This is a genomic window from Pseudarthrobacter sp. L1SW, assembly GCF_020809045.1.
Classification (GTDB): Bacteria; Actinomycetota; Actinomycetes; order Actinomycetales; family Micrococcaceae; genus Arthrobacter.
In genome coordinates, this window is the sequence record NZ_CP078079.1 from 3888701 (window position 1) to 3914307 (window position 25607).

Below are 25607 nucleotides of genomic sequence, written 5' to 3' on the forward strand. Positions count from 1 at the left end.
GTCTGATGCCGGGGGTGGGAAATCTTTGTGGTTACAACATTGTGGTGTTGTTATTCAGTTGTGTTCCTCAGCGCAACAGGCCCGTGGCGGGTTTGTTGGTTGGGAACCACATAGTGGACGCAAGCAGTCTTGTTATCTTTTTACCCTTCCCCTTGGTGCAAACGCTTTTGAACCCGTTTGCGGGGTGGGTGTGTGGTGTAAGTTATCGGCCTATTAGTACCGGTCAGCTTCACGAGTCGTTAGTCCTCGCTTCCACATCCGGCCTATCAACCCAGTGGTCTGGCTGGGGGCCTCTCACACACAAGGTGTATGGAAATCTCATCTTGAAGCGAGCTTCCCGCTTAGATGCTTTCAGCGGTTATCCCATCCGAACGTAGCTAATCAGCGGTGCACTTGGCAGTACAACTGACACACCAGAGGTTCGTCCGTCCCGGTCCTCTCGTACTAAGGACAGCCCTTCTCAAATTTCCTGCGCGCGCAGCGGATAGGGACCGAACTGTCTCACGACGTTCTAAACCCAGCTCGCGTACCGCTTTAATGGGCGAACAGCCCAACCCTTGGGACCTACTCCAGCCCCCAGGATGCGACGAGCCGACATCGAGGTGCCAAACCATGCCGTCGATATGGACTCTTGGGCAAGATCAGCCTGTTATCCCCGAGGTACCTTTTATCCGTTGAGCGACGGCCATTCCACAATGTACCGCCGGATCACTAGTCCCGACTTTCGTCCCTGCTCGAGATGTCTCTCTCACAGTCAAGCTCCCTTGTGCACTTACACTCGACACCTGATTGCCAACCAGGCTGAGGGAACCTTTGGGCGCCTCCGTTACTTTTTTAGGAGGCAACCGCCCCAGTTAAACTACCCATCAGGCACTGTCCCTGACCCGGATTACGGGCCGAAGTTAGATGTCCAAAGTGACCAGAGTGGTATTTCAACGATGACTCCACCCGAACTGGCGTCCGGGCTTCAACGTCTCCCACCTATCCTACACAAGCCACTCCGAACACCAATACCAAACTATAGTAAAGGTCTCGGGGTCTTTCCGTCCTGCTGCGCGTAACGAGCATCTTTACTCGTACTGCAATTTCGCCGAGTTTATGGTTGAGACAGCGGGGAAGTCGTTACTCCATTCGTGCAGGTCGGAACTTACCCGACAAGGAATTTCGCTACCTTAGGATGGTTATAGTTACCACCGCCGTTTACTGGGGGCTTAAATTCTCAGCTTCGCCTTGCGGCTAACCGGTCCTCTTAACCTTCCAGCACCGGGCAGGAGTCAGTCCGTATACATCGTCTTGCGACTTCGCACGGACCTGTGTTTTTTAGTAAACAGTCGCTTCCCCCCTGGTCTCTGCGGCCCCCGATCCCCTCCACACCGCGTGGGTGTATCAAGGTTGGGGCCCCCCCCTTCTCCCGAAGTTACGGGGGGCATTTTGCCGAGTTCCTTAACCATAATTCTCTCGATCGCCTTAGTATTCTCTACCTGATCACCTGTGTCGGTTTGGGGGTACGGGCGGCTAAAACCTCGCGTCGATGCTTTTCTCGGCAGCATAGGATCACCAAATCCCCCCCCAAACGGGGGGGGGGTCCCATCAGATCTCAGGCATCATGAACAGCGGATTTGCCTACCGTTCGCCCTACATCCTTAGACCGGGACAACCATCGCCCGGCTTGGCTACCTTCCTGCGTCACACCTGTTAATACGCTTGCCTCCCAGGATCAGGTCCTGCGCTCCACCAAAACCCTCACACCACAAGGGCGATCGGGCAGGTCTCGGGCAGTTAGTATCCCCCTGTTCAGCATGGGCGGTTTTTTCGCCGGTACGGGAATATCAACCCGTTGTCCATCGACTACGCCTGTCGGCCTCGCCTTAGGTCCCGACTTACCCAGGGCAGATTAGCTTGACCCTGGAACCCTTGATCATTCGGCGGACGGGTTTCTCACCCGTCTTTCGCTACTCATGCCTGCATTCTCACTCGTGTAGGCTCCACCGCTGGTTTACACCGCGACTTCACCGCCCACACGACGCTCCCCTACCCATCCAAACGCCTGAACCACAAGGGCTTAGCTAATATTTGAATGCCACAACTTCGGCGGTGTACTTGAGCCCCGCTACATTGTCGGCGCGGAATCACTTGACCAGTGAGCTATTACGCACTCTTTTAAGGATGGCTGCTTCTAAGCCAACCTCCTGGTTGTCTTCGCAACTCCACATCCTTTCCCACTTAGCACACGCTTAGGGGCCTTAGTTGGTGGTCTGGGCTGTTTCCCTCTCGACTATGAAGCTTATCCCCCCACAGTCTCACTGCTGCGCTCTCACTTACCGGCATTCGGAGTTTGGCTGACGTCAGTAACCTTGTAGGGCCCATTAGCCATCCAGTAGCTCTACCTCCAGCAAGAAACACGCAACGCTGCACCTAAATGCATTTCGGGGAGAACCAGCTATCACGAAGTTTGATTGGCCTTTCACCCCCTACCCACAGCTCATCCCCCTCCATTTTCAACTGAAGTGGGTTCGGTCCTCCACGACGTCTTACCGTCGCTTCAACCTGGCCATGGGTAGATCACTTCGCTTCGGGTCTAGATCACGCCACTGCAACGCCCTATTCAGACTCGCTTTCGCTACGGCTGCCCCACACGGGTTAACCTCGCGACGTAACACTAACTCGCAGGCTCATTCTTCAAAAGGCACGCCGTCACCAGAATCAGACTGGCTCCGACGGATTGTAAGCACACGGTTTCAGGTACTGTTTCACTCCCCTCCCGGGGTACTTTTCACCTTTCCCTCACGGTACTGGTCCGCTATCGGTCATTAGGGAGTATTTAGGCTTATCAGGTGGTCCTGACAGATTCGCACGGGATTTCTCGGGCCCCGTACTACTTGGGATACTCATCCGGGCGGTACACAACATTACGGTTACGGGGCTAACACCCTCTCTGGCCGGCCTTTCAAGACCGTTCACCTATGCCTGCACATCACACCCCCACTGCCCCCGGCAGAGACAGTACGGAAAGTCCCACAACCCCCGACCATGCAACGCCCGCCGGCTATCACACATGGAACGGTTTAGCCTGATCCGCGTTCGCTCGCCACTACTAACGGAATCACTATTGTTTTCTCTTCCTGCGGGTACTGAGATGTTTCACTTCCCCCGCGTTCCCTCCACGCACCCTATGTGTTCAGATGCGGGTCACCAGGCAACTCGCGTCCCTGGCGGGGTTTCCCCCATTCGGACACCCTGGGATCACAGTCCGGTTATCGACTCCCCCCCAGGCTTATCGCAGATTCCTACGTCCTTCTTCGGCTCCTAATGCCAAGGCATCCACCGTGTGCTCTTAAAAAACTTGACCACAAAAGATCAAAAAACGCTAATTTTCGAGAGAACCACAGAAACCAACCACACCCAACAACAACCCCCCCCAAAAGAGGGACCATCACCACGCGCAGCCAGATCCAGGTTCATATTCTTGGAAATTGCTTCTTATAAAAGATGCTCGCGTCCACTATGTAGTTCTCAAACAACAACCCCGTACCACACACCCCCACACACACAACATGCATGATCGGTGCAGCCAGGAAACCAGAAACAAACAAACCCGGCACAACCCCCCCCAAAAGAGGCCCATACCGGTCCTGTTGCCTCAGGACCCAACAGTGTGCCAAACACTAAACCACCCAACCCCAGACCCCGCCGTTCCAGGACACACAAAGCATCCGTACTAGACAAGACCAAGACCAGGCAGCCGCTATCCGTTGATATTCCACCCTTGAGCACCCGCCGCAGAACTTGCGTCTGCGCAACGGGCATATACTCCTGACAAACCCCCCACCAACGCATACACGCAGTGACAGCCTGTAGGTGCTCCTTAGAAAGGAGGTGATCCAGCCGCACCTTCCGGTACGGCTACCTTGTTACGACTTAGTCCCAATCGCCAGTCCCACCTTCGACAGCTCCCTCCCACAAGGGGTTAGGCCACCGGCTTCGGGTGTTACCAACTTTCGTGACTTGACGGGCGGTGTGTACAAGGCCCGGGAACGTATTCACCGCAGCGTTGCTGATCTGCGATTACTAGCGACTCCGACTTCATGGGGGTCGAGTTGCAGACCCCCAATCCGAACTGAGACCGGCTTTTTTGGGATTAGCTCCACCTCACAGTATCGCAACCCTTTGTACCGGCCATTGTAGCATGCGTGAAGCCCAAGACATAAGGGGCATGATGATTTGACGTCGTCCCCCACCTTCCTCCGAGTTGACCCCCGGCAGTCTCCTATGAGTCCCCCACCATCACGTGCTGGCAACATAGAACGAGGGTTGCGCTCGTTGCGGGACTTAACCCAACATCTCACGACACGAGCTGACGACAACCATGCACCACCTGTAAACCGACCGCAAGCGGGGCACCTGTCTCCAGGTATTACCGGTTCATGTCAAGCCTTGGTAAGGTTCTTCGCGTTGCATCGAATTAATCCGCATGCTCCGCCGCTTGTGCGGGCCCCCCGTCAATTCCTTTGAGTTTTAGCCTTGCGGCCGTACTCCCCCAGGCGGGGCACTTAATGCGTTAGCTACGGCGCGGAAAAACGTGGAATGTCCCCCCACACCTAGTGCCCAACGTTTACGGCATGGACTACCAGGGTATCTAATCCTGTTCGCTCCCCCATGCTTTCGCTCCTCAGCGTCAGTTAATGCCCAGAGACCTGCCTTCGCCATCGGTGTTCCTCCTGATATCTGCGCATTTCACCGCTACACCAGGAATTCCAGTCTCCCCTACATCACTCTAGTCTGCCCGTACCCACCGCAGATCCGGAGTTGAGCCCCCGGACTTTCACGGCAGACGCGACAAACCGCCTACGAGCTCTTTACGCCCAATAATTCCGGATAACGCTTGCGCCCTACGTATTACCGCGGCTGCTGGCACGTAGTTAGCCGGCGCTTCTTCTGCAGGTACCGTCACTTACGCTTCTTCCCTACTGAAAGAGGTTTACAACCCGAAGGCCGTCATCCCTCACGCGGCGTCGCTGCATCAGGCTTGCGCCCATTGTGCAATATTCCCCACTGCTGCCTCCCGTAGGAGTCTGGGCCGTGTCTCAGTCCCAGTGTGGCCGGTCACCCTCTCAGGCCGGCTACCCGTCGTCGCCTTGGTAAGCCATTACCTCACCAACAAGCTGATAGGCCGCGAGTCCATCCAAAACCACAAAAAAGCTTTCCACCCCCCCCACCATGCGATGAGGAGTCATATCCGGTATTAGACCCCAGTTTCCCAGGCTTATCCCAGAGTTAAGGGCAGGTTACTCACGTGTTACTCACCCGTTCGCCACTAATCCCCCCAGCAAGCTGGGATCATCGTTCGACTTGCATGTGTTAAGCACGCCGCCAGCGTTCATCCTGAGCCAGGATCAAACTCTCCGTTGAAGTAAAACAGACACAACCCCCAGCCCCGGGAAAACGGGACAAAAAGGCTGCACAAAATTTGAAACCAGCTGTAAAAACCAGACCACCCACAGGGGCGGGCAATCCAGTCAATTCAACCAATCACTAAAACAATTGGTATCAACAAACTTGGCACACTATTGAGTTCTCAAACAACAGACACACCCGGCACCACCACCAGCACTTCACAGCCGTGGATCGCTCCGGAGCAACTTTTCAAACTTACCCGACTCGCCGCTCCGATGCAAATCCGTGTTTCAGGATTCTCATCGGGGGGAAGTCGTCCCCACCTCTTCAGGAGCGCTCGAAAGCCCTACCAGATTTGGTCTTGATTTTGGGGGTTTTGGCCGCCCGCGGTAACCAGCTCTTCGCTGTCTCCCTCGCGGCGACTTAGAAAACAATACACCTCCCCGGGCACCTCCGCAAATCCCCCTGGCAAGGGGCCAGAATCCCCGTGTTTCCGCGGCGAAACCGCCCATGGGCACCCACGGAGGCCCATCCGGCGCCGTCCTTCATTCCTGTGTGCTGCAGCACAGTGGCCGGCTGCCTACTCATGGGACGAGGCTGGAGAATCCTGAGACGCAAAAGGGCCGGCAACCGTGAGGTTGCCGGCCCTTTTCAAGCAGCTGGTATCAGCGGAGCTGAATTACCAGGAAGACTTGGTGATGCCCGGAAGTTCACCCTTGTGGGCCATGTCGCGGAAGCGGACACGGGAGATACCGAACTTCTGGAAGGTACCGCGGGGGCGGCCGTCGATGATGTCGCGGTTACGCAGACGGATCGGGGACGCGTTGCGGGGCAGCTTCTGCAGGCCCAGCCGGGCTGCTTCGCGTGCTTCGTCGGTTGCGTTTTCGTCAACCAGGGTCTTCTTCAGCTCGAGGCGCTTTGCAGCGTAACGCTCAACGATGACCTTGCGCTGCTCGTTGCGAGCAATCTTGGACTTCTTAGCCATGTTTAGCGCTCCTCTCGGAATTCGACGTGCTGGCGGATCTTGGGGTCGTACTTCTTCAGGACCATGCGGTCCGGATCGTTACGACGGTTCTTGCGGGTTACGTAGGTGTAACCCGTTCCCGCGGTCGACTTGAGCTTGATGATCGGACGTACGTCCTTGTCCTTAGCCACTAGAGCTTCACCCCACGAGCCAGGATCTGGGCGACGACTACGTCGATGCCGCGTACGTCGATGGTCTTGATGCCACGTGCAGAAACCTGCAGCGTGACGTTACGGCGCAGGGACGGAACCCAGTAGCGCTTCTTCTGGATGTTCGGATCGAACCGACGCTTGTTGCGGCGGTGCGAGTGCGAAATGCTGTGCCCAAAGCCCGGCTCGGCTCCGGTCACTTGGCAGTGTGCTGCCATGACTTCTCCTCAAGAATTGAAAGTAATGATCCGCATATCTGCTGCTGGACCATGCTGCTAAGGGCGACCCAAAAGTGAAGAAGGGCAACGGTTAGTCACGCAACTTGAGCCCCTAACTACCGGCCACCCTGGAGAAAATACCGGGCAACCGGAGCAATTGCGCACGCTCCGCGCACTTAGCGCCTACCAAGTCTACGAGTTCACGCAATTAAAGACCAATCCGGCACTGGAGGGTGTATAAGGGCCCTCGCCAGCTACAGCCGCGTGAGCTGTGGGTACTTTGGCGCCAGGCCGTCCCCGGACGACTTGCCGGTGACCCGTCGGACCACCCACGGCCCGGCGTACTCGCGGAACCACCGGGCGTTGGCGCGGAGGGCGTCCAGTCCGCTGAGTTCGGGGACGGGGGTCATCGGCGGGATGTCGATGGAGTGGTCGTGCTCAAGAACGTCCAGCACCCGCTTGGCCATGTTGGCGTGCCCGGCGGCGGACATGTGCATCCGGTCCTGCGCCCACATGCCCCAGTCGTAGTACTCGCTGAAGCGCCAGTAATCCACCAGCAGCGCACCATGGTCTCCGGCGATCCCGCGGACCAGTTCGTTGTAGATCGCCGTGCGTCCGCGCATGGTGCTGAACACCTTCGAACCCCGCGCGTCGAAGCCCGTGAACATCACCACGGTGGCACCGGTGGCACGCAGCTTGGCGATGGCGTCGTCGTACTCCACCAAAAGGTCATCGATGTCTATCCTGGGGCGCAGGATGTCATTGGCGCCTGCGTAGATGCTCACCAGGGTGGGTTTAAGTTCGACGGCGGCGTCCACCTGCTCAGCCAGGATGTGGCGGAGCTTCCTCCCGCGTATGGCGAGGTTGGCGTAGCCGAAGGCAGGGTCAGCGGCGCCCAGCTGCTCGGCCACGCGGTCCGCCCAGCCGCGGACACCATTGGGGCGGGTGGAATCGTCGTCCCCCACACCCTCCGTGAAGGAGTCACCAAGGGCAACGAACCGGGTTGTGAAATCCATTCGGATAGTTTGCCATCAGTTGTTGGAAGCAACCAACCGCGGCCGGCGAGCCCTAGTTTTCCCGCAGGATCCAGTGGTCCGCATCCAGCCGGCCCACTACCTTCTCGCCGATCCGGGCAAGGTCCAGGACGTCCTGCTCGGTCAGGGCGTCAAGGAACAGGTCGCGGACGTCCTCGACGTGGCCGGGCGCGAGGCCCACGATGGTTGCCATCCCCTCGTCGGTGATATGGGCCGTGGTCACGCGGGCATCATGGGGATGCGGCTGCCGTTCCACCCACCCGCGCTTCTGCAGCTTGGTCACTACGTGTGAAAGCCTGGACAGGGAGGCGCTGGTGCGCGCGGCGAGCTCGCTCATCGGCAGGAATCGGCCCTCCGCCTCGGAGAGCATGGCCAGGACGGTGTAGTCAAAGAGCGAGAGCTTTCCCGCTGCGTGGAGCTTGGTGTCCAGGGTCGCCGGCAGCAGCGTATTGATGCTCACCAGGGCCAGCCAGGCCCGGCGTTCGTCGGCGTTGAGCCAGCGCGGTTCAGTCATGCCTCCATTCTACGAGGACGTCGTGGTTGATACTTCAAGTAGGCTCCGGGCCGGCCGGTAGGCTGGGGCCATGTATGTTGTCTCCCTGAGCTACCGGGTTCCGCAGGACATCGTGGACTTCCATAACGATGGCCACATTTCCTGGCTGCAGAAGGCCTTCGATGACGGAGTCTTCATTGCCGCCGGCCGCAAGGTGCCGCGGACGGGCGGCCTGCTGCTCTCCCAGGCCGACCGTGCCACCCTGGACGCTTGCCTGAAGCAGGACCCCTTCTACACAAACGGGGTTGCGGACTTCGAAGTCATGGAGTTCCACGCCGCAAGAGTGGCGCCGGGCTACGAAATCCTCCTGGACAGCTGAATCCTCCCGCGCCTTTGAGGCGTGGAGGCCCGCCCGGTGACGCGAGTTGGCCTCACTGAAAGTTGGACCCGGCGGCCAGCTTCTTCAACCCGCCTTTCCGTGGCACCTTGACCGGTTCCGGCCACCGCGGGGTCAGCTCATCCCCCAGCGTGACGCCACGAAGCTTGCGGTGGAAGAGCGGCAGCACCCAGTCGTGGATCCAGCGCCGCTGCTGCCGCTCCCACTCGCGCAGGCTGGGCCGTGACGGAGGCTCCCAATCCTTGGGCTTGATCTTGTGGGGCACACCCAGCTGGTCCAGCACCTGCCCTGCCAGGTACTTGTGTCCTGCCTTGGACATGTGGAGCCGGTCCGAGTCCCACATCCGCCGGTCATGGAAGGCCTCAAGGGACCAATAGTCCACAAGTACCGCGCCATGCTTTGCCGCAATGGCCCGCACCTTCTGGTTGTAGAAGGTGTTGCGCTTCTTGAGCGGTTCCAGCAGCGCTGAGACCTTGACGTCGAATCCGGTAAAGAGGACCAGGGTGGCTCCGGTATCTGCCAGCTGTGCAACGAAATTCTCATAGTCAGCCATCAAGGCCACCATGTCCGTCTTGAGGTCCAGGATGTCGTTGCCGCCGGCGTACAGCGTTACGAGGGTGGGCTTCATGGCCAGTGCCGGGTCCAACTGCTCGCTGATGATCTGCCGGAGGCGTTTGCTCCGGATAGCCAGGTTCGCGTACCGCCAGCCCGGCTGGGCTTTGGCCAGTTTCTCCGCCACCCGGTCTGCCCAGCCCCGGACCCCGTTGGGCAACCGCTCATCGCGGTCCCCGACCCCCTCAGTAAAAGAGTCGCCCAAGGCAACAAACACCCGCCGCCCAGTCTCAGGAAGCAGAGGATTAGAACCCATCCGACGAAAGTAACCACCCAAAGAGACGCCAAGGTAAACGCACAGCAACCAGGATGTGCAGAAGGGCGAGAGCTGCCGGCAGAGTCCGCGGATCTGGGCCAGGATCGGTCCGATCAGCAGCTACCGAGTCCTTGTGGCATTTTGCGACCGATGGTCACGATCAGGTAACGTGGGCGGTCGGCCCCAATGCAGGGCCCCGGGCGCCCGATCACTGGACCCCGCTGCGCCCCTTCGGCGCCTGCTAGCTCTGGCCCCGCCAAGGGGGCCCAAAAATGCTCTCCGCACTCGTGAACGCCTCAAGTGCATCTGTCATTTTTTCCTGCCATAAGCCCGGAGGTATCTTGTTCAAGAAAATAGCCATCGTCATGACCGTGGGTGCTTTGTCCCTGACAGGATGCGGCCTGGCCCCTACGACTAACGGGGAGGCTGACCCATCCTCGGCCGACGGCACGTCCGCGCCTGTCACTCCAGGCCCAACTGACACAGCCACGGCAGCTCCGGCGGGCACGGCTTCGAACAGCCAGACTCCAGCTGCGGCCGGGGCAGCCGAGTCGACACCCGTCCCCTCTGCGCCCGCGCCTGCCGCACCGCCCGCGCCTGCCGCACCGCCCGCGCCTGCCGCAGCGCCTGCGCCTGCGGCTGCCCAGCCAGCCAGCCAGGCTCTCGCGACGACGGGCGACGGTGCGCAGGCAGCCACCGCCTTCGGTTGGGGGCCGGTCCTGACGGGCGACGAATTCTCCTACACCGGCGCACCGGACCGGACGAAATGGAGTGTATATAACAGTGCAGGGCATGCAGGCAAAGGCCTGCGCAGCCCCCAGGCTTGGTCCGTCGCCAACGGTGTAGCCACCGTTAGCGGAGACGCAACCGGCACCACTGGAGGCATGTCAGCAAAATTCGCGGAACAACGGTTTGGCCGTTGGGAAACGCGCATGAAAACCAATGCGCGGGATCCGAAATACCACCCGGTCCTGATCCTCAACAACAACAGTGCCCCGAATTGCGCCGAGATCGATTATGCCGAGGGCAGCTCAGTCACCTCCGTGATGAGGTTCTTCCTGCACTACGCCTGTGGTGGAGCGGATTTCCAGACCACAGCGGCGACGCCTGTGGATGGCACCCAGTGGCACAACTACGCGGTGGAGTGGACCCCGGACGGCATCAGCGGATACGTCGACGGAGTAAAGACCTTCACTGACACGAACCCCGCGCACCAGCCCTCTACCGTAATGAAGCAGACATTGCAGCTGGATTGGTTCCCGGACGGCTCCGCCACCAAGCCATCGCAGATGCAGGTCGACTGGGTCCGCGTCTACCAGTAAAGCAGCCCTTTCTGGCGGGGCTACCCCTCGGCTTTGCCCTGCCGCCAGTAGCCCATGAAGGCGACCTGCTTCCGGTCGATCCCGACATCCCGCACCAGGTACCGGCGCATCTCCTTGATGACCCCGGCTTCGCCCGCGATCCAGGCGTAGAAGGGCATGGCACCGGCGGGCATGTCGGGGTTCTTGCTCGCCTGGATATCGGCGGTCTCCATGCGTGCCGGCGTCTCCCAGAGGATGTCCACGTCCACGTTGACGTCTTCGGGCTCGGGGCCCGCGCCGCCGTCGGCCGCTTTGATGCCCACCCAGCCAGGCACGGGCACGGCCTTGCGCACGGCCTCCTGGAGCAGTTCCCCGTGCGGCCGGGAGCGGCCAATGGAAGCGCCGCGCGCCAGCCAGGTGATTTCGACGTTGGCGGGTGACGTCAGCTCCTGGAAGTCCCCTGCTTCGGGTACTTCCAGGAAGGCATGGCCGGTCATGTAGCCGGGCAGGCTTTCCAGGATGGCGGAGATGGCCGGGACGGACGTTTCGTCGCCGGCGAGCAGGATGCGCTGCGCCAGCCCGGGGCGCCATTCGATGCCCGAGTAGACCTCTGCAGTAATGCAGTGCGCGGCCCGGTTGTTGGGGCCGATGATGGTGATGGCGTCGCCCGGCTTGGCGTTAAGGGCCCAGTTGGCGGCCGGTCCGCCGTGCCCACGGTCATCGAAATGCATCACGAAATCCACGTCGATCTCCGGGTATACCGCGTCCAGCCGGGCCCGGCGGACGGTGTAGGTGCGCATCGACCCCCGGACGGCGGGATCCATGGCGAGCCATTCGCGGTACCAGCCGGTGGAGGTCATCTCGAAGACGGGAAGGGGCAGGGGTGTGCCGTCTGCCGCCAGGGACGGGATCATGAGCTTGATCCGGAGGTCCAGCGTGTCGCCGTGGACGCCGAAGTCCCGCAGCGAGTATCCGCCGAACGTGATCCGCCGGAAGTTGGGGCTGAGTTCCTGGACGGACGTGACGGTGACTTCGAACGCCAGGGTCATTGGCTCGGTGTTCATCGTCCTTGCGGCGGCGGTTACCTCAGTCTTCATGAAACGAGCTCCAGTTCATTGACGGGGATGTGGTGGCGTCCAATGGGAATGACCAGGGGTGTCCCGGATACGGGATCCGGAATGACGCGGGATTCGAGGCCGAAGACATCGCGCACCAGGCTTTCGGTGACCACTTCGAGCGGGGAACCGACAGCCACCACGGCCCCGCTCTTCATGGCGATGACGTTGTCCGCATAACGGGCGGCAAGGTTCAGGTCATGCAGGACGATGGCCACAGTGGTGCCGCGCTGGCGGTTCAGGTCCGTGACCAGGTCCAGGACCTCCACCTGGTGCGCAAGGTCCAGGTACGTGGTGGGCTCATCGAGGAGCAGTACGTCGGTTTCCTGGGCCAGGGCCATCGCGATCCACACGCGCTGCCGCTGCCCGCCGGACAGTTCATCCACGTTCCGCCCTGCGAGGGCCAGCGTGTCCGTAGCCTCAAGCGCGCGCTGCACGGCGAGATCATGCGGGGACATGTCCCCCTCCCTCCAGCTGCGGAAGAAGCCCTGGTGAGGGTAGCGGCCGCGGCCCACCAGGTCACGGACCGTGATGCCGTCCGGGGCGGTGGGGTGCTGCGGGAGGAGGCCCAGGGTGCGGGCCAGCTCCCGCGCGGGACGGGAGTGGATGTCCTTGCCATCGAGAGTCACTGCGCCGGCCGCGGGTTTCAGGAGCCGGGACAGGCCGCGCAGGAGGGTCGATTTACCACAGGCGTTGGCGCCCACGATCATGGTTACCTTGCCCTCGGGGATCTCGGCGGTGAGCCCGTCCACCACGCACCGCTGGTCGTATTTCAGCGTCAGGTCCTTGGCGTTGAGAACTGCCACGTCAGGCATCCTTTCGGTTGGCCGTGACCAGGAGCCACAGCAGGAACGGGGCACCGAGCGCGCCGGTGATGACGCCCACGGGCAGGACGGTGCCGTCCAGCAGCAGGGGGGCAAGGTTGGCGGCCGCGTAGTCGGCCGCAAGGACAATGAGCGCACCCACCAGGGCCGACGCCGGGAGGCTGGCTTTTCCGGCGAAGCGGCGGGCGATGGGACCCGCCAGGAAGGCGACGAACGAGACCGGGCCGGCGGCCGCCGTCGCCACTGCGGCCAGCGCAACGGCAACGACGACCACCGCCAGGCGGGTGGCGCCGACCCGGATGCCCAGGCCGGCGGCGGCGTCCGGTCCGAGCTCGAGGATGCGCAGCGGGCCGGCGATGGCTGCCGTGGCGGGAAGCAGGACCAACAGGGCAAGGGCAAGGACACCGGCGCGGTCCCAGCTGGCGGAGTTCAGGGAGCCGTTGAGCCAGACGAGCGCGTCGGCTGCGGTTCGGATATCTGCCCGGGTCATCAGGAAGCTGACCACTGCATGCAGCGCGGCGGCGATCCCCACCCCTGACAGGATGAGGCGGTTGCCGGCGGCGTCACCGCGGCCGTTGCCGCTGGAGATGGCGTAAATGAGGGCCGCGACGCCGAGCGCGCCGGCAAGTGCTGCCCCCGAGACGGCCGCCCCGGAGGCACCGAAAATAACGATGGCCACCACGGCAGCAGCGCTGGCGCCGTAGCTGATGCCGATGATGTCCGGGCTGGCCAGCGGATTGCGGAGCATCGTCTGGAACAGGGCGCCCGCCAGGCCGAACGCGAGCCCGATCAGGGTGCCGATGACGGCCCGGGGCAGCTTGTTCTCCATCACGATGAAGCTGGCGCCGGGGATCTTCTCACCGCCGGTCAGGTGGGCGATCAGGATTTTGAAGAAGTCGGGGATGGTGACCGTGTAGCTGCCCAGCAGGACGGACACGGCAAACAGGACCACGACGGCGGCGGCCAGGATTGCGGTCCGGTTCAGGCCGCTGCGAAGTGGCAGGAAACGGTAATGTCTTACCGCCGGACCGCCGTCGAATGTTATCTCGCGGGACTTGGTGAGGTTCACAGCCCGGCTCCCTTCCCGCGGCGGATCAGCCAGACGAAAACGGGGGCGCCCACGAGGGCCGTCATGATGCCTGCCGGGACTTCGCCGGGAAGGAGCACCACGCGGCCGATGATGTCCGCGCCCAGGAGCAGCGCCGGCGCGAGGACCAGCGAGAACGGCAGGATCCAGCGGTAATCGGGGCCGGTCAGGAAGCGGACGGCGTGCGGAATGACCAGGCCAACGAAGGCAATGGGGCCGGCCAGCGCCGTGGCGGACCCGCACAGCAGCACCACACCGAGGGCTGTGACGCCGCGGGCCAGGCCTACCCTCTGGCCGAGGCCGCGGGCTATGTCGTCCCCGAGGGCCAGGCTGTTCAGGACGCGCCCGGTCAGGAGCACGATGAGCGCACCGGCGGCGAGGAAGGGCAGTCCGGACAGCACCACGGACCAGTCGCGTCCGGCGATACCGCCCACCTGCCAGAAACGGAAGCGGTCCAGGGTGTCCTGGCTGGATACCAGGATGACGTTCATCAGGGAGTACAGGCCGGCGTTCAGCGCCGCGCCTGCCAGGGCAAGCTTCACGGGGGTGGCACCATCCCGGCCCAGCGAGGCAATGAGGTAAACCACGACGGCGGCGGCTGCGGCCCCGACGAAAGCGAACCAGATGTAGCCGGAGAGTGAGCCGACACCGAAGACGTAGATGCCGGTGACCACCGCGAGGGCAGCCCCGGCGTTGACGCCCATGATGCCCGGATCGGCGAGCGGATTCCTGGCCACGCCCTGCATCGCTGCACCCGCCAGCCCCAGTGCGCCGCCGGCCAGCAGGCCAAGGACGGTACGGGGAATGCGGGCATGGACCACGGCATGGTCGCCGTTGGCGGGATCAAACGCAGCCAGCGCCTCCCACACCGTGGCCAGGGACAGCCCCCTGGCGCCGACGGCCAGGGAGGCCCCGGCCAGCAGGGCAAGCACGACGACGGCGGCCAGCAGCCAGGCGGCGCGCTTCCCCCCGAAAGCGCGGGCGCGGGCAGTGTCAACTGCCACCTTGGCCGGCACGAAGGTGCCGGACCCCGGCTCGTGGCGCGCCGCCGTCGTCGTACTCTGCGTCATGGAAGGTGCTTACTTCACTGCGTCCGCTGCGGTGGCCAGCTGCGGCAGGAACGTGTCCAGCGACCACGGCAGGCTCAGCGGGGAGGAAGCGGAGATGGACAGCGTGAGGGTGTTGTCCGAATCAGCCACCAGCGCGCCGTTCTTGATGGCCGGGATCTGGCCGAGGAGGGGATCGGACTTGATGGAGTCCGTGGTGGCGGCGTCCGGCACCCAGGTGACGAAGATGTCCGATTCGAGCTCGTTGGCCTTTTCAGCGGACCAGGGGATGAAGAATTCCTTGGAGCCCTTGGAATTCTCTTCAACAACGGGCGCAAGCTTCATGCCGATTTCGGAGAGGAACCGGGGACGGTTGTCATTGGCCGTGTAGACGTTGACGCCCTCGGCGGAGGCGGGCTCGAGGTTCCCGTAGATGAAGCTCTTGCCGGCGATCTGCGGGTATTCTGCGACCTTTTCCTTGATGGTGGCCTCGGTGTCGGAGACCAGCTTGGTGGCTTCCGCATCCTTGCCGAGCGCCTTGCCGATGATGGAGGTGGAGTCCTGCCAGGACGTTCCGTACGCAACTTCGGGGTGGGCCACCACGGGGGCGATCTCGCTGAGCTTCTTGTAGTCCTCTTCCGTCAGGCCCGAGTAGGCGGCGAGGATGACGTCCGGAGTGAGCTTGGCGATCTCGGTGAAGTTGATGCCGTCGGCCTCGGAGTACTGGACCGGGGCCTTGTCGGAACCGAAGCCGGCGCCGAGCTCCTCAAGGGCTGCGTCCTTCCAGGGGGTGGAGCCCTGCTCGTTGCCGCCCCACTCGTTCTTGGGAACACCCACGGGGACTACACCCAGGGCAATGGCGACGTCGTCATTGACCCAGGAAACGGTGGCTACGCGGGTGGGCTGCTTCTCGATTTTGGTCTCGCCGTAAGCATGCTCGATGGTGACGGGGAACTGGGAGCTGGAGGGGCTGGCGTCGGCAGTGGAGGACGCCGGGCCGGTGGAGCAGGCGGAGAGGGTAAGTGCCGCGGCGGCGAGGACTGCGGTTGCCTTACCGGCAGACTTGAACAGCGTGCGCCGGGAAGTGTTGCGCCCGGGGAAAAGGGGGGATGTCACGGAACTCCTTAGGTGAATGAAGCAAACCTAAGTAAGGCTAGCCTACCCTTGTGGCCATTACGCAAGGTTTTCGTAACTTATTCCTCATGGTGACGAAGGACACAACGCGTTCGGTTCCCGCCGTCGCCGGAAACGCTCTCTCACTTACCGCCGGAAAAACCCAAACGCTCTATCACCGGGTGATAGAACGTTTGGGGAAATGGCACATTAAGTGAGAGAGCGTTTGATGCTCCGGGTCAGCGGTAGGTGAAGCTCATCAGCACAGCCTTCAGGGTTTGGCCTTCAACACCCCAGTACCACTCTTTTGCCGCCTCGTCGTTTGCGAACGGCTGGCCCGCGAACACCACGTCGGCGGACAAAACGCGGTTGCCGAGCATGATGAGCCCATGCTGGACCTCCCCGTCCGGCGAGACAGGCAGTCCCGCGGTGAGCCCCATCCGGTAGGTTGCCGCACCATCAGTGCGGTCAACAAAGAATGACGAGTGGGGCGTTGGAACGGAATGCCCCCGCAGTCCCAGTACGGGGTCCGTCTCAATGACGGTCCGGTCCACAGTGCTGGCCACGACGTCGGCAATTTCTCCGGTGTAGATGGAGATTTTCGCCTGGCTGGTGGGATCGGACACCGTTGCCGTGCCCACGAAAGGCGAGGCGGATGCCTCGAAGAGCTCCGCATGCCAGCCCCTCGGGTATTGGAACGAAAGCCGGCCGTCCGGGAAGGTGAAGGTCACCAGGCTGTCAGCACTGAAGCCAGGCGGGACCGGCCGCTCCCCTGCCGCGGCCGGGCTTGGCGTGCGGGTCTCGGAAGTGAGGCTCGGTGATGCCGGGGCAGAAGCCATGGGCGCCGGGGATGCAGCGCCTTCGGACGAGACGCTGGCCATGCAGCCTGTGAGGGTGAGGGCCGCGACGGCGGTGAGCGCCATGGAGGTGGCGGCGCGGTGTGCTGGGCGCATTTGTGGTGCCTTTCAAGGGAAGGCCGCCACCTCATCGGGCGTCAGATGCGGGACCCAGCGTTCCACACGTTGCCCTGCGGGAGGATGAAGGCGAATGTTTGATGCCGACCAGCATGGCACCGGAACAACACCCTGCAACAGCACGCGCGCAATATATCCATCGATTTGTTATAAAGCCGGTCGGCTGGTAACGGCTAGCGCAAAACGATGTCCACAGGGTTCGCTTCCGAGCGCCAGGCGCCTTCCTCGCCCGGCCGCGGCCTGATCACCGGCGCCGTGAGGACCCCGGAGCGGTTGGTGCGCTTGTCCCGGAGGATTTCGGTGACGGAACCAAGGTGCCGGGACAGGTCGATGACGTTCTCCGGGGCAGCCAGCAGCAGCTGGAAACCGAATTCGTGCAGCGCCTTGATCCCGGCGCCCGCGAACTCCTCGGAGGCCAGGACAAAGGCCTCGTCCATCATCACCGTGCCGTACGTGGTGAAGCCCTGCTCCGCGATGCCCAGCTGGTAGCTCAGTGCGGCGGCCATGATGAAGGCCGTGAAGCGCTGGCGCTCCCCGCCGGACATGGAGCCGGTGTCCGCGTGCATAAACACCTCAGACTTCTTCGCCCCGCCTTTCTTGGCCGACGCCGGCCCCGCAACTTCACGGTGCTCCTTGCACTGGATGAACAGATGGCCGCGAACGTCCAGCACCTCGGCCCGCCAGCGCCTGTCCTCCGGCGCCTGCGAGCCCAGCCGCTTCACCAGGGTCTCAAGGGACTTGTAGCGGGCGGTGAGCTCGGCGTCGTCGTCCCTTTCCTGGCCGGACGCCTCCGCCTTCGAGGCGTCCGGGCGGCCGGCATCTCCCTTGGCGGGCCGCGTGTGCCGGGCCTTCAGGGCGTTCTGGATGGCGTCCTTGAACTGCTTGGCCGTGGGCGGCAGCGTCTGCTTGATGTCCAGCTCAAGGAAGCTGCCCTCGTGGAAGTTGACCTGGGAGAGGATGCCGTTCAGCGGCAGGATGCGGCTGGTAATGGAGCGGCGTTCCTCGTCGAGCAGGTGCAGCAGCGTGCTGAACGATTCGTGCGTCCGCTGGTTGAAGAACTGCCGGAATTCCGCCTCCTGGGCCGGTAAACCGTCGCTGACGATCGCGTGATACCGCGTCTCGAACTCGCCCGCGGCGCCGATTGTGGTGCCATGGTCCGCGGAGATGGCACTCCCCCAGTCGCGGACGAAGGCCTCGAAAATCCTCGTGAGCCGCTCGGCCGTCGCCTGCCCGCGGGACTCCGCGGCGTGCAGGTCACCCAGCAGGCCGGTCCGCACCCGGTTGGCCAGGTTGTCCAGCTCGTGCATCTCCGTCACGTCGCCGAATTCCGCGAAGCAGGGTTCCAGCGCAGTAACGGTTGCGTCCGACGGCGGCGCCTGGGCCAGGCGGTCACGCGCAGCTTCCAGCAGCGAATCCGCAGCGGTCAGCTGCCGGTCCAGCGACTTGTACTCGCTTTGCAGGACGGCCGCGGCCTCGGTGCTGGACTGGTGCTTCTGCCGTACTTCTTCGATGGCCGCGCGGAGGGGCTCCAGGTCCGCCTGGGCGGCCAAGGCGTCCTTGAGGCGCTGCCCGATCCGGGCCAGCTCGTCGGCAGCAACCTCCGCCGAGACCTGCTCCCAGGAACGGTGGTCCTCTGCGATCCGGCGGAGCGCGTCGAGCTGCCGGCTCATGCCCTGGTGCGAGTCTTCCCGGCTTTGCGCCAGCTCCGCCGCCTTGGCAACCTCCTGTCGCAGGTCCTCCACCTGTCCGGCAACGAGTTCAAGCTTGGCCGCATTGTCGAACCCGAGGACGTAATCCTGCCGGCTGGTGAAGCGGTCGTCCTTTTCAACCGTGTGGCGGTTGCGCTTCACCACACCTCCCAGGCTGAGGCCGCGGTCCAGCCCGGCAAGCTCGTCCGGATCCTCAACGCAGGGGTAGGCGAAATCAAGCGCGATCCGCTCACGGATCCAGGACCCCGCTTCGGCCGCGACGCCCGCGGTGAGGATGTCCAGCTTGGTCAGCAGGTCGCCGTCGCGCACGTCCTCCAGCGCCAGCGCGCCGCCGGAAAGCGGCTTGGACACGTCCACCGCGCGCAATGCGCCGCGCACGTTGTGGCTGTTAAGGTAGCGGGTCACGGCGCCGAAGTGCTCGCCCGGCACCAGTAGCGTGGTGGCCAGGTTGCGGAGCGCACGCTCGGCAGCGGGGCGCCACTTCTCCTCGCCGTCGGCAAGGTCCATCAGCTCGCCGGCGAACGGCATCCGGTCCTCGGGGATGCCGGTGGCGGCGGCAATTGCCGCACGGTTTTCAATGCTCGACGGCGGCAGCAGCGACTTGCGCGTCTTCAACGAGACGAGCTCCTGCTCGGCGGCAGCCAGCTCCCGCTTCTTCGTGGCATGCGCGTCGAACGCTTCGAAGCGCAGCTCCTGCAGGGCCTGGGAGTCGTCCTTGAGCTCCGCCGACCTGGCGGCAGCGTTCTCGTGCGCCTGTTCCCAACCGTCGGAGGACCACTCAAGCTGCAGGCCGGCGTCGGACAAAGCCTGGCGCGCCGCCTCCTCCACCTGCTCGCGGAGCTTCAGGCCCACGCGGGCGTTCTCCAGCGACTGCTCAATGGCGGAAATCGCGTTGCCGCCCTGGTTGTTGTAGTCCGCCTCCAGTTGCCGCAGTTCCTTGGCCAGGCCGTCCCGGACCATTCGTTCGGCGCCGAGCTCCTTGGCCTTCGCCTGGGCCAGCTCCTTGAAGCGGACCAGCGTTTTCTCGTGGACAGTGACGGCCAGCTGCTGCCTGTAGGCGTCGAACTCCTCGCCGGCAAGGTCCCGCAACCGGTTCGCGTCCAGCAGCGCCTGCGCATACTCCTTGTTGAGCCCGGGGACCGGGGCGAGCTGGTCGCGCTGCTGCCGGACGTCCTCCAGCCGCTGCCGGATGGACATCAGGTTGCTGAATTCCTCCACGACGTCGTCCGCTGCTGCGAGCGTTGCCGGGGCGTCCAGGACCTGGTCGCGGAAGAAGGTGTTGACGCTGCCGCCCAGGCCCTTGCCGGCCTGGATCACGCGAAGCAGCGGAAGGGCCTGGTCCGAGTTGATGCCGAGCAACCGGCGGAACCGTTCGGCAAACGCCTTGTGGACATCGAAAACCTGGGCGTCCGGGAAAATCGTCTCCAGGGCAGCCTTGGTGAACCGCTTGTCCGCGATGCCCTCCAGCGCCTCAAGGTCCAGCGGCTGGTGGTCGATCAGGTAGAACCGTCCCACGCTGGACTCCGTGCCGTTCTTTGGCAGGTCGAACAGCGCCGAAACGGTCACCCGCGTGCCTGCGGCGTTATCGAACGTCAGGGCGACGGCGGACCACGTGGCACCCGGCCGCTGGAAGGCACTCGCCGAGCCCTCGCCCACGGCCTTGTCGCCCACCTTGCCGCGCATGTACGTGAACGTGGTCCGCTTGTCCTCCACGGCACCGCCCGAACGCTGGGCGGCTGCCTCATTGGACCTGGGCCGCGCGTCGAAGACCCGCAGCATGGCATCGAACAGGGTCGACTTGCCCACACCCGAGTTGCCGGTCAGCAGCGTACCGTTCCGGTCCACGTGCATGGTGTGCGCCCCGTGGAAGGTGCCCCAGTTGACCACCTGCACCAGGGCAAGGCGCATCTGGCCCGGGTTCACCACGTCGCCCATCGGAAGCATGCTCGCGATGCTCACTGGGCATCCTCCACTTCGGTTGCGTCCCCGGTCCCGGCGGGGTCAGCCGCCGGATCCGTGTCCAGCTCTATCAATGCCTCGGTGCCCGCGGGATCTGTGGTCGCCGCCACCAGGGCCTCGATTTGGGCGGGGATGTCGCCGATGTTCTCGAACGGGAGGGCCAGGGGCAGGGCGTTGGAGATGGTGTAGACGTCGTCCAGCCCGGTGGGCAGGAGGAGCTGGCGGGCCAGGAGCTTGGTGATGGCCCTGTTCACCACGTCAGAGTCCCGGAGCGCATCCTGCTGGCCTGCCGGCTGGTAGTGGGCCACGAGGTCCGCGATCTCCTCACGCGTGATGGTGGGGTCCGTCTGCGCCGTGACATGCCGGTCCAGCAGCAGGCGCAGGCGGAGCAGCACAATGGTCTCCACCCGGCTGAGCGCACGCTGCTGCCGGAGGATGCTGGAACGGGCACTGCCCCCGATCGCGTCCGGATCCACCGGCCGCAGGACGGCGATCTTCCGCTCGTGGTCCAGCTCCATGGTGAGGAATAGTTCCGACAACCGGCTCCGCAGGATCACATGGTTGTCCAGGAGGACAGTCCAGAGCTTCTCGTCCCGGCCGCCGTCGATATACGGACCCTTGAGCAGCTTCACCAACGCCTGCCGCACCTTCATGGAGAGCACGCCTGTGTCGCCGGGAAAGAGGGCCGCGCCGTCCACGAACGTGTCCCGCGGGGTGGTTCCCCCGGTAACGGGTCGCTCGTGGTTCGTGACTTCAGTCATCATCAATCCTTCTTGAGCGTCACCAGCGGCAGGTAGGCCCTGCGCGTGGTGCCGTCGATCTGTTCAAAGTCCAGGGCGTCGAGGGCTTCCCTGTCGAAGCCCGCTCCGGCGTGGAGGGCGTGGGAGAGGAGCGCCCGGATGGTGTTGATGTGCTGCTCCTCCGGCGGCAGCTGCTGCCAGGCTTCGGAAAGGGTGGCGGCGCCGGCCATGGCCTCGCGCACCACCTCCGGCTTAGCCTTGCCGGTCCTCGGCGAGCGCACGCGGTCGGAATCGCTGAAGGCGATGGGGTCCGCGAGTTTGGGCGGGGCGGCGAACTCGTCCGGGTCGAACAACTTGACCATGGACAGCGATTCGAACCCTGCGTTGTAGAGGACGGGACCGCGGACCAACCCGGGGCGTTCCCGCTCGTACGGAAGGGACCGGATGGCCTGCTCCGCCTCCCGGAGGACCTGCCTGAGCCGGACCGACTGGCGGAAGTCGTCGCTTTGGACGTACGTGTTGAGGCTTTCGCTCAGCTTGCCGTAGATCCGCTGGATCTGGCTGTGCTGCTGGCGCAATTCGGCCACCAGGTTCTTCAGGGTTTCCCGGTCCTCGGCCGAGAGGTCGTCCGCGAACTGCCGGCTGAGGACTTCCCCGATGGCGGACCGGAACCGCACCTGCTGCTGCGGGTCCTCCAGGAACGCGGTGAAGGAGCGGAAGGTCCTGCCCTCCGGGCTCTGGCGGAGGCGCTTGTCCGCCTCCAGGACCTGGGCCATGGTGGCGCCCTTGGTCAGCGACTCCTCGATGATCTGGTTGCGCAGCTCGCCCACCAGTTCCTCGATCCGGTCACGCATCTTCTTGTAGTCGGCGGGCAGGCTCGCCGCCAGGTCCAGGATATTGCCCGCGGCTTCCACCGCCTCGTCGTCGTCCAGCAGGCCATCGAACTCGCCGGAGCTGATGTCCTGGATCAGCTGCTGGCGTTCCTCGATCTCCTCTTCGAGCGACTCGAGGCGGGCGCTCTGGTCCGGGTTGGTCTCGTTGGCGAGCTTTTCGACGTCGCCCAGCAGCGTGCCCAGGCGCGACCCGTTGAGAGTGGACCGTTCACTGGAGAGGCTGTCGAGGAAGGCGAGCACACGGGCCGCCGGTTCCGTTACCTCGTAGACGATCCGGCCGGACTGGCTGCGGCGCGTCAGGAACTGCCGGCGCGTCCATTCGTCACCAAAGGTCTTTCCGTTGGCCCCGCCGCCGAGTCCGGGATCCTGCCTGCGCAGCTCCTCAAGGAAGGAGTCGACGTCGGCATGGAATTCCTCGAGCGGAAGCTGGGGACGGGTGCGGGTGAAGGATGCCTGCAGTACCGCGATCACCCAGGGGGCGGAGCGCGTCAGGGCCCAGGCAGGTCCCTTGGTGAGGAGTTCGAGGTCCCGGAGCCGGGCGCTGATGGCGTCAGCGGATGACCTGGCGGAGCGGGGCACACACTCTCCTTGGGCTGTTTACGGGGCGGGGCGGCGGCTTGGACGGAAAACTGCCAACTACAAGGTTAACGCAGGCGCCGCGACCGCTTCGTGACCTACCGGGCCGTAGTGTTTCGATCCCATACCAACAGCCTTTTCCGGCCCTGCTTCTGTGGCTGGCCGGAGAGGTCCCAACCTACGCTTCTGCTACTGATCTCAACCAAAGCAACGTCGCAGCAGGGGGACCCAATGCAGTTCGATCTCAGTTCAGTGGACAACGCCACCTTGGTGTTCGTGGGCACCCTGGTGTTCGGCGTGATCCTTGCAGCATTCGTCCTGGCGGCAGGGCTGGTTGCCCTGGTACTGCTAGGGGTCGGAAAGCTCAGCTGGACCGTGGTCTCCACTATCCTCCTGGCCGTGGTCCACGGCATCAACGCAGGCTGGGACAGGCTGGTGCACCACGCCGCCGCGGTGGACGTTGCCAGCGACTTCCAGGCCCAGCCATCCCCTAGCACCGGAACCTACCCGCGGGTAATCTTGAGGGACAGCTGAAGGGTTCTCCAACCCGGCGGATCCATGGCGACACCGGCCATTCCGGCCAAGGAGATAACCCATGAGCTCCGCCACTGACAGCACTTCCGCAACAAGCCCTGCCACCGGCCTCCCCGTTGCCACCGGCACGGGAACAAACGCCCCGGCCGGGGACACCCCCGTACCCGCCGGAAAACTCGGGGCCGGCGCCACGGAAAAAGATGCCCGCGCCGTGGCAGAGGCTGCACGGGAAACCGGCTGGGAGCGGCCAAGCTTCGCGAAGGGGCTGTACCTGGGCAGCTTCGACCTCGGGCTGGTCCACCCCTGGCCCACCCCGGATCCTGCCTCCGTGGACCGGGGTGAGGCATTCATGCGCCGGCTGACCGAGTTTGCCCGCAGCATGGACGGCCGGGTGATCGAGCGCGAGGCCAGGATTCCGGACGAATACATCCGGGGCCTGGCGGACCTCGGCGTTTTTGGCATGAAGATCCCCGAGGAATACGGCGGCCTGGGACTCTCCCTGGTGTACTACGGCCGGGCCCTTGCGCTCCTGGGCAGTGTCCACCCGAGCCTCGGCGCCCTCCTCTCGGCCCACCAGTCCATCGGCGTACCGGAACCGGTCAAGGTCTTCGGGACCCCCGAACAAAAGCGCGAATACCTGCCGCGCTGCGCCGCCGGGGCCATCACCGCCTTCCTGCTGACGGAACCTGATGTGGGCAGCGATCCTGCCCGGCTGGGCAGCACCGCAACGCCCACGGACGACGGCGAGGCGTACCTTTTGGACGGCGTGAAGCTTTGGACCACCAACGGCGTGGTCGCCGAACTGGTGGTGGTGATGGCCGTGGTCCCGGCGCACACCGACGCTGACGGCACCCGGCACAAAGGCGGCATCAGTGCATTCGTGGTGGAGATGGACTCGCCAGGCATCACCGTGGAGAACCGGAATGCGTTCATGGGCCTGCGCGGGATTGAGAACGGCGTCACCCGGTTCCACCAGGTCCGCGTGCTGGCCACCAACCGGCTTGGCCGTGAAGGCCAGGGGCTGAAGATCGCGCTGACAACACTTAATACCGGGCGCCTCGCGCTGCCGGCGCTGTGCGTGGCTTCCGGCCGGTGGAGCCTGAAGATTGCCCGTGAATGGTCCAACGCGCGCACCCAGTGGGGCAGGCCGGTGGGCGAGCACGAGGCTGTGGGCAAGAAGATCGCCTTTATCGCAGCCTCCGCCTTCGCCCTGGATGCGGTTTTCGAACTCTCCGCGGAGCTTGCGGACGCGGGCCAGAAGGACGTGCGGATCGAAGCCGCCCTGGCCAAGCTCTGGGCCACGGAGATCAGCTGCCGGATTGCCGACGAACTGGTGCAGATCCGCGGAGGCCGCGGTTTTGAAACCGCCGAATCGCTGGCGGCACGCGGCGAGCGCGCCGTCCCGGCCGAGCAGCAGCTGAGGGACCTGAGGATCAACCGGATCTTCGAGGGCTCCTCGGAGATCATGCGGCTCCTGATCGCCCGGGAAGCGGTGGATGCGCACCTGGCCGCCGCGGGCGAGCTCGCGTCGCTGGACGCAAGCCTGTCCGACAAAGCGAAGGCCGCCGTCGGGGCCTCCGGCTTTTACGCCAAGTGGCTGCCCAAGCTGGTGGCCGGCGCCGGCATGGATCCGCGCTCGTACGGTGAATTCGGCCGGCTGGCCAAGCAGCTGCGGTTTGTTGAACGCTCGTCGCGGCGCCTTGCCCGGCAGACGTTCTACGCCATGGGCCGCTGGCAGGCCAAGCTGGAACGGAAGCAGGCGTTCCTGGGCAGGGTGGTGGACATCGGCGCCGAGCTGTTCGCCATGACGGCCTGCTGTGCCCGGGCGGAAATGCTGCTCCACACCGCTCCCGAAAAGGCAGCCAGCGCCTACGAGCTCGCCGAAGCCTACTGCGAGCAGGCCAGGGTGCGCGTGGACGAGTACTTCGACCAGCTGTGGCGGAACACGGACGACGGCGACCACGCCCTCACGCGGAAGGTCCTCGCCGGGGATTACACCTGGCTGGAGGAAGGCGTCCTGGACCCGTCTGAAGGAACGGGCCCGTGGATCGCCGACGCCTCTCCCGGCCCCTCCCGGAAGGACAACCTGCACCGCAAATACCGGTAAAACCGCAGGTCACGAAATAGTAAGCATCCTTGCTATCTCCTGTGGGCGATGG

At 63.7% G+C, this 25607-nt stretch carries 19 protein-coding genes and 2 rRNA genes; 4 read left to right on the forward strand and 17 right to left on the reverse strand.

Annotation, left to right across the window (positions count from 1 at the left end; translation table 11 throughout):
- Positions 1–192: 192 nt before the first annotated feature.
- The 7 genes from KTR40_RS18000 to KTR40_RS18030 form a co-directional block, all read right to left on the reverse strand.
- Positions 193–3349 (reverse strand): 23S ribosomal RNA (locus KTR40_RS18000).
- A gap of 520 nt (positions 3350–3869) precedes the next feature.
- Positions 3870–5409 (reverse strand): 16S ribosomal RNA (locus tag KTR40_RS18005).
- Together the 16S and 23S rRNA genes form the textbook arrangement of a ribosomal RNA operon.
- Before the next feature lie 664 nt (positions 5410–6073).
- A complete protein-coding gene (gene rpsN, locus KTR40_RS18010; protein ID WP_009358853.1) occupies positions 6074–6379 on the reverse strand; it encodes a 30S ribosomal protein S14 in 306 nt (101 codons plus the stop codon).
- A 2-nt stretch (positions 6380–6381) separates the two neighbouring features.
- Positions 6382–6549, reverse strand: a complete 168-nt coding sequence (gene rpmG / locus KTR40_RS18015) for a 50S ribosomal protein L33 (RefSeq protein ID WP_013602737.1) — start codon at positions 6547–6549, stop codon at positions 6382–6384.
- Positions 6549–6785: a 50S ribosomal protein L28 gene (gene rpmB / locus KTR40_RS18020; RefSeq protein WP_013602738.1), complete on the reverse strand. Its 237-nt coding sequence runs from the start codon at positions 6783–6785 to the stop codon at positions 6549–6551. The genes rpmG and rpmB overlap by 1 nt, the downstream gene beginning before the upstream one ends.
- 254 nt (positions 6786–7039) lie before the next feature.
- Positions 7040–7801 (reverse strand): SGNH/GDSL hydrolase family protein, encoded by a 762-nt coding sequence (locus KTR40_RS18025; protein WP_139030870.1) that lies wholly within the window; start codon positions 7799–7801, stop codon positions 7040–7042.
- Positions 7802–7853: 52 nt separating this feature from the next.
- Positions 7854–8333: a MarR family winged helix-turn-helix transcriptional regulator gene (locus KTR40_RS18030; protein WP_139030871.1), complete on the reverse strand. Its 480-nt coding sequence runs from the start codon at positions 8331–8333 to the stop codon at positions 7854–7856.
- A 70-nt stretch (positions 8334–8403) separates the two neighbouring features.
- Here KTR40_RS18030 and KTR40_RS18035 point away from each other — a divergent pair, with 70 nt between their 5' ends.
- Positions 8404–8691: a YciI family protein gene (locus tag KTR40_RS18035; protein ID WP_139030872.1), complete on the forward strand. Its 288-nt coding sequence runs from the start codon at positions 8404–8406 to the stop codon at positions 8689–8691.
- 52 nt (positions 8692–8743) lie between these two features.
- On the opposite strand, the gene KTR40_RS18040 is transcribed toward KTR40_RS18035, so the two are convergent.
- On the reverse strand, positions 8744–9577 hold the full coding sequence (locus KTR40_RS18040) for an SGNH/GDSL hydrolase family protein (RefSeq protein ID WP_228404603.1): 834 nt from the start codon (positions 9575–9577) through the stop codon (positions 8744–8746).
- A gap of 932 nt (positions 9578–10509) precedes the next feature.
- Between KTR40_RS18040 and KTR40_RS18045 the strand changes: the two genes are divergently transcribed.
- Positions 10510–10899 carry a family 16 glycosylhydrolase gene (locus tag KTR40_RS18045; protein ID WP_240793767.1) on the forward strand — a complete coding sequence of 130 codons (390 nt, stop codon included), beginning with the start codon at positions 10510–10512 and terminating at the stop codon, positions 10897–10899.
- Between the two features lie 20 nt (positions 10900–10919).
- Here KTR40_RS18045 and KTR40_RS18050 read toward each other — a convergent pair whose 3' ends face one another.
- From KTR40_RS18050 to KTR40_RS18090, 9 genes are all read right to left on the reverse strand, one after another.
- Positions 10920–11975 (reverse strand): siderophore-interacting protein, encoded by a 1056-nt coding sequence (locus KTR40_RS18050; protein ID WP_228404605.1) that lies wholly within the window; start codon positions 11973–11975, stop codon positions 10920–10922.
- Positions 11972–12799 carry an ABC transporter ATP-binding protein gene (locus KTR40_RS18055; protein ID WP_228404606.1) on the reverse strand — a complete coding sequence of 276 codons (828 nt, stop codon included), beginning with the start codon at positions 12797–12799 and terminating at the stop codon, positions 11972–11974. The genes KTR40_RS18050 and KTR40_RS18055 overlap by 4 nt, the downstream gene beginning before the upstream one ends.
- A 1-nt stretch (position 12800) precedes the next feature.
- The gene (locus KTR40_RS18060; protein WP_370633202.1) at positions 12801–13862 is read right to left on the reverse strand and encodes a FecCD family ABC transporter permease; all 1062 of its coding nucleotides are present in this window, start codon (positions 13860–13862) and stop codon (positions 12801–12803) included.
- Positions 13863–13882: 20 nt separating this feature from the next.
- Entirely contained in the window at positions 13883–14974 is a 1092-nt protein-coding gene (locus KTR40_RS18065; RefSeq protein ID WP_228404607.1) for an iron ABC transporter permease, read from the reverse strand.
- 9 nt (positions 14975–14983) lie between these two features.
- Complete coding sequence (locus KTR40_RS18070; protein WP_228404608.1) at positions 14984–16066, reverse strand: iron-siderophore ABC transporter substrate-binding protein; 1083 nt, start codon at positions 16064–16066, stop codon at positions 14984–14986.
- Between the two features lie 236 nt (positions 16067–16302).
- On the reverse strand, positions 16303–17016 hold the full coding sequence (locus KTR40_RS18075; protein ID WP_228404609.1) for a hypothetical protein: 714 nt from the start codon (positions 17014–17016) through the stop codon (positions 16303–16305).
- A 194-nt stretch (positions 17017–17210) separates the two neighbouring features.
- Complete coding sequence (locus tag KTR40_RS18080) at positions 17211–20705, reverse strand: ATP-binding protein (RefSeq protein WP_228404610.1); 3495 nt, start codon at positions 20703–20705, stop codon at positions 17211–17213.
- Positions 20702–21469 carry a DUF4194 domain-containing protein gene (locus KTR40_RS18085; RefSeq protein WP_228404612.1) on the reverse strand — a complete coding sequence of 256 codons (768 nt, stop codon included), beginning with the start codon at positions 21467–21469 and terminating at the stop codon, positions 20702–20704. The genes KTR40_RS18080 and KTR40_RS18085 overlap by 4 nt, the downstream gene beginning before the upstream one ends.
- A complete protein-coding gene (locus KTR40_RS18090) occupies positions 21469–22917 on the reverse strand; it encodes a DUF3375 family protein (protein WP_228404613.1) in 1449 nt (482 codons plus the stop codon). Before KTR40_RS18090 ends, KTR40_RS18085 begins: the two co-directional genes overlap by 1 nt.
- 228 nt (positions 22918–23145) lie before the next feature.
- On the opposite strand from KTR40_RS18090, the gene KTR40_RS18095 reads away from it, so the two are divergent.
- Both KTR40_RS18095 and KTR40_RS18100 read left to right on the forward strand, forming a co-directional pair.
- The gene (locus KTR40_RS18095; RefSeq protein ID WP_228404615.1) at positions 23146–23448 is read left to right on the forward strand and encodes a hypothetical protein; all 303 of its coding nucleotides are present in this window, start codon (positions 23146–23148) and stop codon (positions 23446–23448) included.
- 61 nt (positions 23449–23509) lie between these two features.
- A complete protein-coding gene (locus KTR40_RS18100; protein WP_228404617.1) occupies positions 23510–25555 on the forward strand; it encodes an acyl-CoA dehydrogenase family protein in 2046 nt (681 codons plus the stop codon).
- Positions 25556–25607 lie beyond the last annotated feature (52 nt).